Genomic DNA, 10,261 nt, shown 5'->3' with positions numbered 1-10,261 from the left:
CACTTTTCCCAGTACGGAGGGGAGCACYACCCATGGCACGGATGCCGTCCGCCGACCGGCGTCGGCAGCTCACCGAGGCCGCGATCCGGGCGATGACCCGGGACGGCGTGGCCCGGACCACGACCCGCTCGATCGCCGCTGAGGCGGGTCTGTCGCTGAGCGTCTTCCACTACTGCTTCGACTCCAAGCAGGCACTGCTGGAGTCCGTCATCACGACCATCACCGAGCACTCGGTCACCATGGTGCGGGACGCGATCCGACCGCAGGCCACCCTGCGGGAGACCGTCCGGGCCGGATTCCGGGCCTACTGGGAGCACGTGGCGGCCAACCCGGCCGAGCACATGCTGACCTACGAACTCACCCAGTACGCGTTGCGCCAGCCCGGTTTCGAGCACCTGGCCCGGCGGCAGTACGAGCTGTACACCGAGACCTACCGCGAGCTGATCGAGGAGCTCGGGAAGCGGACCGGCGCCGAACTCCTGGTCCCGGTCGGGGTGTTGGCGAGCTACCTGGCCGCGATGACGGACGGGCTGACCGTCAACTACCTGGTGCTCGGGGACAAGGGCGCGGCGGCGGAGGTGCTCGACCTGGTCACCGACCACGTCGCCGGGCTGGTCCGGGCGCCTCAGCCGGGCAGTGAGGGGAAGTAGGCGTCGATCCAGCGGTCCAGCTCGCTGAAGACCTGGGCCCGGGCGGTCTCCCCGGACAGCACCAGGTCGTGCATACCGCCGTCGATCCGGACGGTGGTGACGTGGCGGCCGAGCCGGGGGGCGAGCGCGGCGATGTCGTCCGCGCGCAGCACCGCGTCGGTGTGCAGCAGCGCCGGGTCCCACTTGCCGGTGACGGTGGAGGCGGTCGACGCCATCAGCAACGCGGGGCAGTCCAGCTGCAGACCCTGCCGGACCCGGCGGTGGCCGCGCTGGATCGCGGCCAGCCAGCCGGCGTACAGCGGGAAGCCCTCGGCGGGCTTGAGCGCGAGGTCGAAGTCCCAGCTGCCGCGGTGGTCGCGGTGCAGGCTGTGCACGTAGTGCGGGTTGAGCGGCGCGGGCAGCTTGCGCAGCGCGGCGAATCGGCCGAGCGCCTCGATAGCGGGCGCGCCGAGGGTACGCAGCGCGGGGGCGGTGGGCATGGCGAGGAACGGGCTGTTGAGGAACAGCCCGTCGACCGTGTTCCGTTCGGCCCGCCGGGAGGCCCAGAGGGCGGCGACCAGACCGCCGGTGGAGTGGCCGTTCACCAGCAGTCGGGTGTGGCCGTCCTGTTCGCGGATGATCCGGACCGCCGCGTCCAGCTCCTCGTCGTAGGCGGCCAGGTCGCGGACGAAGTTGGGGGACTGATGGGGCCTCAGCGAGCGGCCGTACTTGCGCAGGTCCAGCGCGTAGAAGGAGAAGCCGGCCGCGACGAAGTGGTCGGCGAGGTTGGTCTGGAAGAAGTAGTCCGTGTAGCCGTGCAGGTAGAGCACGGCCCGGTGGGAGCCCGGGACCAGCCGCCGGACCAGGGTCGCGCTGACCGGGCCCTCCTCGTCGGGTGTCAGCGGCAGCTCGGCCGCCTCGTACGGCGCACCCAGGATGTCTTCTCGGAACTCCACTGCCGCACCCAATCTCTGCTCCGGCCTGCCGTGACAGGACCAACGATCCGCGAGCACTGTCCGCGAGCACCGACTCTACCGGCCGGTAGCCCGGGGCGGGCCGACCGACCTCCCGACCGGCTTATGCTGCGGTCATGCCGACTGACACCCTGACCCGAGGAACCGCATGAGCCCCGAGGACCGGCTGCCGGTCGAGCGGGCGGTCGGGCTCGGTACGGCGAAGCTGATGCCCGATCTGGACTGCGACGGCGGCTGGCTGCTGACCCTGGACGGCACCCCGCAGTCGTACGTCGACCTCGACGATCCGACCCACCTGGAATTCGAGTACACCCAGCGGATCACCCACCTGCTGGACGTCGTCGCCCCCGCCGGGCAGCCGCTGGACGTGCTGCACCTGGGCGGCGGGGCGCTCACGCTGCCGCGCTACCTGGCCGCCACCCGGCCCGGCTCCGGGCAGCGAGTGGTCGAAGTGGACGGGCCGCTGGTCGAGCTGATCGCCGATCAGCTGCCGTGGCCGGACGGCATCGCGGTGCAGGTCGGCGATGCCCGGGAGGCGCTGGCCTCGATCGCCGCCGGTTCGGTGGACGCGGTGGTCGCCGATGTCTTCCACGGCTCCCGTACGCCTTCCCGGCTCACCTCGGTGGAGTTCCTCCGACTGGCGGCCACCGCTCTGCGGTCTGGCGGCTGCTATGCCGCCAACCTGGCGGACGGCCCGCCGCTCGCCTTCGCCAAGGCCCAGGCGGCCACCGTGCGGGCGGTCTTCCCGTACGTCTGCCTGGCCGCCGAACCCTCGGTGCTGCGGGGCCGCCGTTACGGCAACGTCCTGCTGGTCGGCTCCGACCGACCGCTCCCGGTGGCGGAACTGACCCGCCGTCTGGCCGCCGACGTCTTCCCGGCCCGGCTCTGCGACGAGGCCGAACTCACCCGCCTGGTCGGCCGCACCGCCCCGGTCACCGACGCGACCGCCACCGACTCGCCGCCACCGCCGGAGGGCGCGTTCAGCGTCGGTTAGGTCGGTTAGGGAGGTACTGTCGCCGCCAGGCGATCAGCTTCCACGTTCCGAGCACCGACACCCTGGAGCGCCGTTACATGAGGATCCACCTGGCCAGTGTCTTCGTCGACGACCAGAGCAAGGCCCTGCGCTTCTACACGGAGGTGCTGGGCTTCGTGAAGAAGCACGACGTCCCGCTCGGCGGCGAGGACCGGTGGCTGACCGTCGTCTCGCCGGAGAACCCCGAGGGGACCGAACTGCTGCTGGAGCCCTCAGGCCACCGGGCGGTCGGTCCGTACAAGAGGGCACTGGTCGAGGACGGCATCCCGGCCACCTCCTTCGCGGTGGACGACGTACCGGCGGAGTTCGAGCGGCTGCGCGGGCTCGGGGTGCACTTCACCCAGGAGCCACGGGAGATGGGCCCGGTCACCACCGCCGTTCTGGACGACACCTGCGGCAACCTGATCCAGCTCGTGCACAGCAAGTAGGGACCCGGGTCGGAGTGGAGGAGGTGCGTCCATCAGTACGGCAGCTCACGTCCCAGGGCACTACAGCGTCAGCGACCCGGAGCGGGCACTGAAGTACGCGATCCAGCACGTTGCGGGGGACCGCGTGGAGATCGACACCGCCGGGATGTGACCTCGGCGGCCATCGCGTGCGACCTGAATGACCTGCGACGACGGGACTTGTCGAGGGTCCTGATCGTCGCCAGGAAAGCTGCGCTCCTCAACCCGCAGAACGCCGGCGCACCACGCACGGTCAGTAGGGCGTCCGGGCGGGTCGGTGTCGGGTTCGCGGCGAGCCGCAGGGAGTACCCGAACGCCGGCCGGGTGCCCCGCGAGCTCCCGCGTTGCAATCGGAATCGCCGCGGCGCACGGTGGAAGTGAAGGGCCTGGTACGAACGGCCCTCACCGGCGCGGGGTCCGAGTTCAGGAACCCGGCATACCCTTCCCAGCTGGTCCACCTCTCAGCGCGGCGTGCTCGTGGCGCAGGGCGCTGCCGGAGTGTCCGGGCGGGGACATCCGCCGGAGCCACTCGCTCTCGCCCAGCAGAGAGGAGACCGACCATGAGCTTGCAGCCTTTCCCCGGAGCACCGTTCTTCCACAACGGTCAGGTCAGCCCGATCATCACCGCGATGGGGCAGCGCCTCGTCGCGGAAGGGTGCAGCCAGTACCAGGTGGGGCCCGGCCCCGCGTGGAGCGACGCCGACCAGGCGTCGTACGCAGCCTTCCAGCGCAAACTCGGATTCTCCGGCGGCGACGCGGACGGCATCCCCGGCCAGACCTCCTGGGACCGCCTCCAAGTCCCGTCCACCAACGGCGGAGGCAACCGCGTCTCTTCCCCCGCCCCCGGCCACGGCGTCACCACCGCCTATCGCATCCCCGGGTCTTGGAGCCTCGGCTACCACACCGGCGCCGACTATGCCGCCGGCGAGGGCACACCGTGCGTCGCGGTCCTCGACGGCTCCATCAGCGAGACGGGCGAGGACCCGAACGCCTACGGAAACTACCTCGTGCTGCGCTCCAACGGCTTCGACTACTGGTACTGCCACCTCTCCCAGCGCAACGTCGGCCGCGGTGCGAGCGTCGGAGTGGGACAGCAGATCGCCCTGGTCGGCCAGACCGGCAACGCAACCGGCCCGCATCTGCACTTCGAGAAGCGACCTGCGGGCGCCGGCTTCGGAAACGACGTCAACCCCGACTGGTGAACCCTCGTTCGCCGGCCGGTCGGCCGCCGACCTCTTCGGAACCGGCTGCCACCTCCGACCGCCGGGAGCCCAGCAGTTGGCCCGGGGATGCCGTCGGCATCCGCGCCGGAGAAGCCCAGGCTCTGCTGGTACGCCCGATAGGAAACTCCCGCCCTACCAACGGGCCCTGCTCGCGTTGGTCTACCTGCGCAAGCACGACACCCTCGCCCAGCTCGCGGCCGGCTTCCGGATCAGCGTCGGCACCGCCCACGACGGCACGGGTTTGCGCGACAGCCCCCTTGCGAATCAGGTGCCAGAGTTGTCGACGAACCCCACGATATCGAGGTATTCGATTTTGGGCGGGGCGCCATAAATCCCCGCCACCTTGTCGACGAGCTCTGCCGTGAAGAAGGCGCGGGCTTTGTCCTCGTCATCCCACACGTAGAAGTTCCTTGCCCGAACGCCGTCTTCGTCGAGCATGAAGCTCTTGAAGCGAAGGCCGGCCATGCCTTCGAACGGTCCTCGTAGTTCGCCGGCAATCTTTGCGAGAGTTGAACGATCGAACTTGTCGGTCTGCGTGAAAGTCACGAGCACGCCGATCATCGGGCCTCCTGTCGATTGGGTGAGCAAACGGTCAATCGAGTGATGCTAGAGGCGGAGCCTAATACACGCGGCCGGACATTCTGGTCGTTAGGCCGCGAGTCGGACGTGCGGGTCGCAAGGCTCAAGGCGTGTCGCTTCCGAGGGCTGCACGGAGTGGTCCCCTGGCATACACCTGTGGGGAAAGGCGCGGCTCTGGCTGCGGTTCCGTGAAGTGGCCTTGTAGGCGCGTCTATTGCCCGTTTTTTGGGGAGGCGGGCCCGTTCGAACTTCGGGCCACCTAGCGGCCGTTGATGGTGGGAACTGTCATGCCGCAGGGTCTGCCGTCGGGCCGTTGTGTCGATGCCGCCGCCCGAACGGACCGGTATCGGTGGTCGATCAGGTGCCGGGTTCCGTGATCCGACGCACCAGGTGGTCGTCCTGGAACCAGCGGTTCAGCAGCAGGTGTACCGGGTCCGGGCTCGCGGCCTGGTCTCCGCGGCCCCAGCCCCAGCCGCCGCCTTGGGCCGGCGGCGTACCGCCGGTCAGTGCGGCCAGCCGGATCAGCGCTGTCTCGGTGGCGGCAGCGTCCGCGGGACCGAGGGCCCACATGAGCACCTGTGGGTCCACGGCGGCTGCCAGGACGGGGGAGAGCCCGCAGCCGGCTGCGTACCAGAGGGTGTTCCCGCGGCGGCGTGCGTCCTTGAACTGCTCGGTCCACGTCCTCTCGTTGCTCGTTCGCCTCGTCACGTTGCCCGATCTGCCGATGTACAGCACCGGTTGCTCGGCCACCCCTGCGTCAACCCAGACGTAGATGCCCGAACCGGTCACCCCGTCCGGGCTCTGCGGCCCGATCGCCGCGCGCACCATGTCGATGTTCATGTGCTCCCCTTTGACTTCACGTCAGAGTGCCGGGGCGCAGGTTCGGTCGCCGAGGTCGCCGAGCGCGAGCGAGGCCTCGGACGTCGTGCCGTCGTGGCTCAGCGACAGCACGATGCTGCCCTTCGTGTAGTCCGTGAACCACACGGCGTACAGCGTCCGGGCCCCACTCGCGACGGTGCCGATCCGGAGGACTTCCACGGGCGTACCGCCACAGGTCGCGGAGGTCACCTCCTGGTGGTCGGCGCCGAAGAGGCGTACCCAGCCGTCGGTGAAGAAGGTGTCGATCTGCTGAACTCCTCCGGGCGATGTGACAGGCGGATCCAGCGGATGGACGGCGCAGGCCCGTTCGGTCACCGTGGCCGCGGTGACCTTGGCCGAGCACAGCCGTTGGTCGCGGGTCTCCCAGACGTACGCGGCGCTGTCCGCCCAGGCCTGGACCAACAGCAGCCCCTGTGGGCCGGGAGTTTCGGCTCCGACAGCTCCCGACGCGATCAGGGTGGTACGGGTTCGGTCGATCACCTCGGTCAGGCCCGGAGGCACGGGAGAGGAGGCCGCGACCGAGGAAGGGGCGTGGGAGATGGCCGGCACCGTCGGGCTCCCATCGTCGCTCGAGCAGCCCGTCGAGGCCGTGACCAGCAGTATCGTCGCCCCGAAGGCAGTACCAAGTCTGTGTCGCATGCGCGTTCCTCCCCCGCGGCGGGGCCGTGAGACCGGCCGCGCTCAGGAGCATTACAGCAGCCGGTCCGAGCAGCCGGCCTGCCGCCCGTCGGCTCGGCGCTCACATCCGCCAACTCACAGGGATCGGCGGGCCAGGAGGTAGCCGCGGCGGGTTTCGGCCTCCTGGGGGTAGTTGGTGCGTTCCAGGCGGGCTTCGACGGTGAAGCCGGTGGTGGTGAGGAGGTCCTCGACGGTCCTGAGGTCGAGGAAGTGGAAGTCGACCTCGACCTGGTGGCCCCACCACTCGGTCAGGTGTCTGACCTCGGTGCCGAGGTGGAAGGCGAGCAGCAGCAGACCGCCGGGGCGGAGGGTGCGGCGGATCTCGGTGAAGGCGGGCCGCAGTTCGGCCGGCTCCAGGTGGATGACCGAGTAGAGCGCGACCGCTGCGCCGAACTCGCCGTCCGCCGCCGGGAGATGGAGCAGGTCGCCCTCGCGGAACTCCGCCTCCGGGTGGTCGCGGCGGGCGATGGCCACCATCGCGGGGGAGAGGTCGATGCCGACCGGGTGGGCGCCGTGCGCCGCGAGCCAGCCCGAGATGTGGCCGGGCCCGCAGCCGAGGTCGGCGACCGTGGTGCCGGGTTCGGTCTGCTCCAGCAGGGCGGTGAGCAGGGCTCGGTCGAGCGGCTTGTGGGCGAGCTCGTCGCCGATCCGGCTCCGGTACTCCTCGGCCACCGTGTCGTAGCTCTGCCGGACCCGGGTGTGGTGCGGGAAATCTGTCATCGGCTCAGGATGGCAAACGGCCGTTGCGCCTCGGCACCCGGGGTCCGACGCGGTGTCAGAATGCGGTGGGGGTCGGCTCGGTGAAGGGACCTGGTGTGGAGGAGCTGTCGGCGATTCCCGAGACGGCGCTGTGGACGCTCTACCACCGGGCCGCGGAGGCCCGGCGGCCCGGGACGCCGTACCCCGACCCGAAGGCGGTGGAGCTGGTCGAGCGGCTGGACTACCCGTTCGCCGAGCGGTTCGGCAGCGGGCAGGGCTTCGCGAGCCGGTTGCAGGGCGCGCGCTGCGGCCTGTTCGACCAGGAGGTGGCGGACTTCCTGTTGCGCTGCCCGCGCGGCACCGTGGTCTCGCTCGGCGACGGCCTGGAGACCCAGTACTGGCGGGTGGACAACGGCCGGGCCCACTGGCTGACCGTCGATCTGCCCGAGGCCGTCGCGCTGCGCGAACGGTTGCTGCCGCCCGAGCCGCGCCAGCGCCTGCTGGCCTGCTCGGCGACCGATCCGGCCTGGTTGGACGAGGTGGACCCGGCGCTCGGCGTGCTGATCGTCGCGCAGGGTCTGCTGATGTACCTTCAGCCCGCCGAGGTGCGCGAGCTGTTCACCCGCTGCGCCGAGCGGTTCCCCGGCGGGACGCTGCTCTTCGATGTCGTACCGCGCTGGTTCAGTGCCATGACCAAGTCCGGCCGGGCCGCCCGGCGCGGTTACAAGGTGCCCCCGATGCCCTGGGGCGTCCGCTCGCACGAGCTGCTGCGGGACGCCCGGACCGTGCCGCTGACGGCCCGTCACGGGTGGCTGTTCCGGGTGCTGGCGCTGGACCTGCCCGACCAGCGGGCCCGGATCGTCGGCACGGTCGGCCTGGCGGCGGCAGTGCGCCGGGGCTGAGCGGACCGAGGGCGTACCGGTGGATCCGTGTCACCACCGGTCCAGCATCAGCTGGGCGTCCTCGGCGCTGTCCCAGAACGGGCGGCCGACGACGTCGCCGAGTGCCTGTGCCAGGGCAGGGCTGTAGATGCCCTTCACCCGGGGGTTCTCCAGGAAGTCCCGGCGCATCACGACCGCGATGTAGCGGTTGAAGCGGCCGCGGTGACGCCCCACCACATACAGCCGCTCGCTCCAGTCCCAGTGCGGGGGTACCACCCAGACCTTGGCGCCCGGGGCGAAGTGCTTCGTCCCACGGCGGACTTCCAGGCCGCCGTGGCCCTGTACGGTCACCTGGACGATGTTGGCCGTGAGGCCGATCCCCAGAAGTGCCGGGTCGGGTTCTGCCGTTGGTTCCTCGGTCATCCGGACATGATCGCCCGGCCGCCGCGACGGACGTACCGGATTTTCCGGCAGTGGCCGTTGCGCGGTGTCCGGGGCGCCTGCGGCCGGGCTTCTGGAACCAAGGTGCGGGGTGGGCCGTCGTCCCTGCGGAAGTGAAGCGACGTGATGGGGGCGGAATGCTGGACGTGCTGCTGGACGTGCTGTGCACCGTGCTGGTGCCGGAGGCCGGGAGAGGCAAGCGCAAGGCCCGAAAGCTGGCCGGGGCGTTCGAGGCGGGGGAGGCGGTGACCTTCGAGGGGTGTGCTCTCGGCACCCGCCCGTACTGCTGCCCCGTGCCCGGCTTCCTGACCGCTTCCCTCACCACGCTGGCCACTTCGCCCACCGAGGCGCCCGCGTTGAACAGCCGGCCGGTCCCGCTGGCGCGGGTGGAGATCGCCCGCGTCCGCGTCAGGGAGGACACCGATCCGGCGACCATCCGGCGCGGCTGGACGGTGATCGAATGCCGGGACGGCGAGGACACCGTGCTGTTCGCCTCTGACCCTGAGTATCTGCCGCTGCTCTCCGCTGCCCTGGGGTCCGTCCGAAGAGTCCAGGCACCTTCTCCAGGACGGAAGACCCTCTGACGGTCGGACCCGATCGTCGAACTGTCAGGCCAGGGCGCCCAGTTCGTGGGTGTAGAGCCAGGAGGTGGACCGGCCGTAGAAGTGCCGGAACACCAGCGGCAGCACCAGGTCGTTGACCCGGCGTCCGACCGGGCCTGCCGTCTTGGCGTCCCGGTTGGCGGCGGCGGCCTTGAGCATCCGGCCGATCCGGTCCCGGCGGAGCTGCTCGTACTCGGCGAGTGAGCCGCCCCGGCTCAGCACCTGGGCCAGCACCACCGCGTCCTCGAGGGCCATCGAGGCGCCCTGGCCCGCGCCGACCGGGTGGGCGGCGTCGCCGACCAGGACGGTCCGGCGGCCGTGCCAGGCCGGTACGGCGGGGAGGGTGTGCATCAGGGTCGGGCGGTGCACCTCGGTGCTCGCCCGGAGCAGCGCGAGCGGCAGCTCCTCCTGCCGGTACAGCGAGGCCAGCCGGTCGGGCCACTCGGCGAGCGGGACGGCGGCGAGGTCCGGCGGCTCGGGGGTGGCGACCTGGGCCGACCACCAGGTCGAGCCGTCGGGGGCCGGGAGGTGGACGAAGGCGCCGTTGCGGCCGAACGTCATGTTGAAGCAGGACGGGTCGCCCGGCACACCCTCGGACCGGCCCGAGACGCTGTACAGCCCCGCGTACGCCGGGCTCGGCGCGGCGGGGTCGAGCAGCGTGCGGGTGGCCGACCACAGACCGTCCGCCCCGACCAGCAGGTCGGCCTCGGCGGCGGAGCCGTCGGCGAACCCGGCCCGTACGCCGTCCTCGTGCGCCGTCACCTCGGTCAGGCGTTGTCCGGTGACGACGGTGACCCCGGCCCGTTCGGCCTCGGTGCGCAGGGCCTCGACCAGCTGACCCCGCATCAGGGTGACGCTCAGCAGGTCGTCCCCGGCGAGCCGCCCGCGCGGCATCGCGCCGAGCAGCCGGCCGGAGGCGGACCACATCCGCTGCTCGGCCACCGCGAAGCCGCGCCGTTGCACCTCGGGCAGGCAGCCGAGGACCTCCAGGGCGCGCAGTCCGTTGGAGGCCAGGCTGAGGAACGAGCCCACCGGTCCGGCCGGGTCCGGGTATGCCTCGTGGACGGTGACCTCGGCCCCGGTCCGGCGCAGCGCGATGGCGCTCGCCGCTCCGGCCACGCCGCCGCCGATGACGGTGATCCGCATGACAATCTCCTGAATCATGATTCGGTGAATCTCTATTCGGTGAAACCGGGC

General features: G+C 71.0%; 13 protein-coding genes and 2 pseudogenes. 8 read left to right on the top strand and 7 right to left on the bottom strand.

The features are described 5' to 3' along the window. The first annotated feature begins 32 nt into the window (after nt 1-32). Nucleotides 33-650, top strand: coding sequence for a TetR/AcrR family transcriptional regulator (locus tag ACXJMZ_RS24245; protein WP_457032160.1), 618 nt, complete (start codon nt 33-35; stop codon nt 648-650). Here the strand turns inward: ACXJMZ_RS24245 and ACXJMZ_RS24240 are convergent. Continuing rightward, complete coding sequence (locus tag ACXJMZ_RS24240; protein ID WP_457032159.1) at nt 626-1,585, bottom strand: alpha/beta hydrolase; 960 nt, start codon at nt 1,583-1,585, stop codon at nt 626-628. The two genes, ACXJMZ_RS24245 and ACXJMZ_RS24240, sit on opposite strands and share 25 nt — an antisense overlap. 166 nt (nt 1,586-1,751) lie before the next feature. Here ACXJMZ_RS24240 and ACXJMZ_RS24235 point away from each other — a divergent pair, with 166 nt between their 5' ends. The 5 genes and pseudogenes from ACXJMZ_RS24235 to ACXJMZ_RS24215 all read left to right on the top strand — a co-directional run. Then, nucleotides 1,752-2,597 carry a spermidine synthase gene (locus ACXJMZ_RS24235; protein WP_457032158.1) on the top strand — a complete coding sequence of 282 codons (846 nt, stop codon included), beginning with the start codon at nt 1,752-1,754 and terminating at the stop codon, nt 2,595-2,597. A 77-nt stretch (nt 2,598-2,674) separates the two neighbouring features. Further along, a complete protein-coding gene (locus ACXJMZ_RS24230) occupies nt 2,675-3,064 on the top strand; it encodes a VOC family protein (RefSeq protein WP_457032157.1) in 390 nt (129 codons plus the stop codon). Between the two features lie 587 nt (nt 3,065-3,651). After that, nucleotides 3,652-3,888, top strand: a pseudogene (locus ACXJMZ_RS24225) (peptidoglycan-binding protein); the annotation flags it as partial. Between the two features lie 66 nt (nt 3,889-3,954). Further along, the gene (locus ACXJMZ_RS24220; RefSeq protein ID WP_457032162.1) at nt 3,955-4,284 is read left to right on the top strand and encodes a M23 family metallopeptidase; all 330 of its coding nucleotides are present in this window, start codon (nt 3,955-3,957) and stop codon (nt 4,282-4,284) included. Between the two features lie 142 nt (nt 4,285-4,426). Beyond that, nucleotides 4,427-4,585 (top strand): annotated as a pseudogene (locus tag ACXJMZ_RS24215) (helix-turn-helix domain-containing protein); the annotation flags it as partial. Here ACXJMZ_RS24215 and ACXJMZ_RS24210 read toward each other — a convergent pair. The 4 genes from ACXJMZ_RS24210 to ACXJMZ_RS24195 form a co-directional block, all read right to left on the bottom strand. Continuing rightward, on the bottom strand, nt 4,570-4,866 hold the full coding sequence (locus tag ACXJMZ_RS24210; protein ID WP_457032156.1) for a hypothetical protein: 297 nt from the start codon (nt 4,864-4,866) through the stop codon (nt 4,570-4,572). The pseudogene ACXJMZ_RS24215 and the gene ACXJMZ_RS24210 overlap by 16 nt on opposite strands. Nucleotides 4,867-5,241: 375 nt before the next feature. Continuing rightward, the gene (locus ACXJMZ_RS24205; protein WP_457032155.1) at nt 5,242-5,724 is read right to left on the bottom strand and encodes a hypothetical protein; all 483 of its coding nucleotides are present in this window, start codon (nt 5,722-5,724) and stop codon (nt 5,242-5,244) included. A gap of 21 nt (nt 5,725-5,745) precedes the next feature. Continuing rightward, nucleotides 5,746-6,243 (bottom strand): hypothetical protein, encoded by a 498-nt coding sequence (locus tag ACXJMZ_RS24200; protein ID WP_457032154.1) that lies wholly within the window; start codon nt 6,241-6,243, stop codon nt 5,746-5,748. Between the two features lie 273 nt (nt 6,244-6,516). Then, on the bottom strand, nt 6,517-7,161 hold the full coding sequence (locus ACXJMZ_RS24195; RefSeq protein ID WP_457032153.1) for a class I SAM-dependent methyltransferase: 645 nt from the start codon (nt 7,159-7,161) through the stop codon (nt 6,517-6,519). Between the two features lie 95 nt (nt 7,162-7,256). Here ACXJMZ_RS24195 and ACXJMZ_RS24190 point away from each other — a divergent pair, with 95 nt between their 5' ends. Further along, nucleotides 7,257-8,042 carry a class I SAM-dependent methyltransferase gene (locus ACXJMZ_RS24190; RefSeq protein ID WP_457032152.1) on the top strand — a complete coding sequence of 262 codons (786 nt, stop codon included), beginning with the start codon at nt 7,257-7,259 and terminating at the stop codon, nt 8,040-8,042. 30 nt (nt 8,043-8,072) lie between these two features. Here ACXJMZ_RS24190 and ACXJMZ_RS24185 read toward each other — a convergent pair whose 3' ends face one another. Further along, a complete protein-coding gene (locus tag ACXJMZ_RS24185) occupies nt 8,073-8,444 on the bottom strand; it encodes a hypothetical protein (protein WP_457032151.1) in 372 nt (123 codons plus the stop codon). A gap of 155 nt (nt 8,445-8,599) precedes the next feature. Between ACXJMZ_RS24185 and ACXJMZ_RS24180 the strand changes: the two genes are divergently transcribed. Then, on the top strand, nt 8,600-9,046 hold the full coding sequence (locus tag ACXJMZ_RS24180; RefSeq protein ID WP_457032150.1) for a hypothetical protein: 447 nt from the start codon (nt 8,600-8,602) through the stop codon (nt 9,044-9,046). A 24-nt stretch (nt 9,047-9,070) separates the two neighbouring features. Here ACXJMZ_RS24180 and ACXJMZ_RS24175 read toward each other — a convergent pair whose 3' ends face one another. Further along, nucleotides 9,071-10,210 (bottom strand): FAD-dependent monooxygenase, encoded by a 1,140-nt coding sequence (locus ACXJMZ_RS24175; protein WP_457032149.1) that lies wholly within the window; start codon nt 10,208-10,210, stop codon nt 9,071-9,073. Between the last annotated feature and the right edge of the window lie 51 nt (nt 10,211-10,261).

The sequence above is a fragment of the Kitasatospora sp. P5_F3 genome (assembly GCF_054049135.1).
Note: the sequence above shows the minus strand (reverse complement) of the source record. Positions and strands in the feature narration are given on the sequence as shown.

Excerpts from the sequence above, each read along its gene's own strand:
- ACXJMZ_RS24245 (WP_457032160.1), top strand. The coding sequence starts at position 33 with ATGGCACGGATGCCGTCCGCCGACCGGCGTCGGCAGCTCACCGAGGCC.
- ACXJMZ_RS24235 (WP_457032158.1), top strand. The coding sequence starts at position 1,752 with ATGAGCCCCGAGGACCGGCTGCCGGTCGAGCGGGCGGTCGGGCTCGGT.
- ACXJMZ_RS24230 (WP_457032157.1), top strand. The coding sequence starts at position 2,675 with ATGAGGATCCACCTGGCCAGTGTCTTCGTCGACGACCAGAGCAAGGCC.
- ACXJMZ_RS24210 (WP_457032156.1), bottom strand. The coding sequence starts at position 4,866 with ATGATCGGCGTGCTCGTGACTTTCACGCAGACCGACAAGTTCGATCGT.
- ACXJMZ_RS24205 (WP_457032155.1), bottom strand. The coding sequence starts at position 5,724 with ATGAACATCGACATGGTGCGCGCGGCGATCGGGCCGCAGAGCCCGGAC.
- ACXJMZ_RS24195 (WP_457032153.1), bottom strand. The coding sequence starts at position 7,161 with ATGACAGATTTCCCGCACCACACCCGGGTCCGGCAGAGCTACGACACG.
- ACXJMZ_RS24185 (WP_457032151.1), bottom strand. The coding sequence starts at position 8,444 with ATGACCGAGGAACCAACGGCAGAACCCGACCCGGCACTTCTGGGGATC.
- ACXJMZ_RS24180 (WP_457032150.1), top strand. The coding sequence starts at position 8,600 with ATGCTGGACGTGCTGCTGGACGTGCTGTGCACCGTGCTGGTGCCGGAG.
- ACXJMZ_RS24175 (WP_457032149.1), bottom strand. The coding sequence starts at position 10,210 with ATGCGGATCACCGTCATCGGCGGCGGCGTGGCCGGAGCGGCGAGCGCC.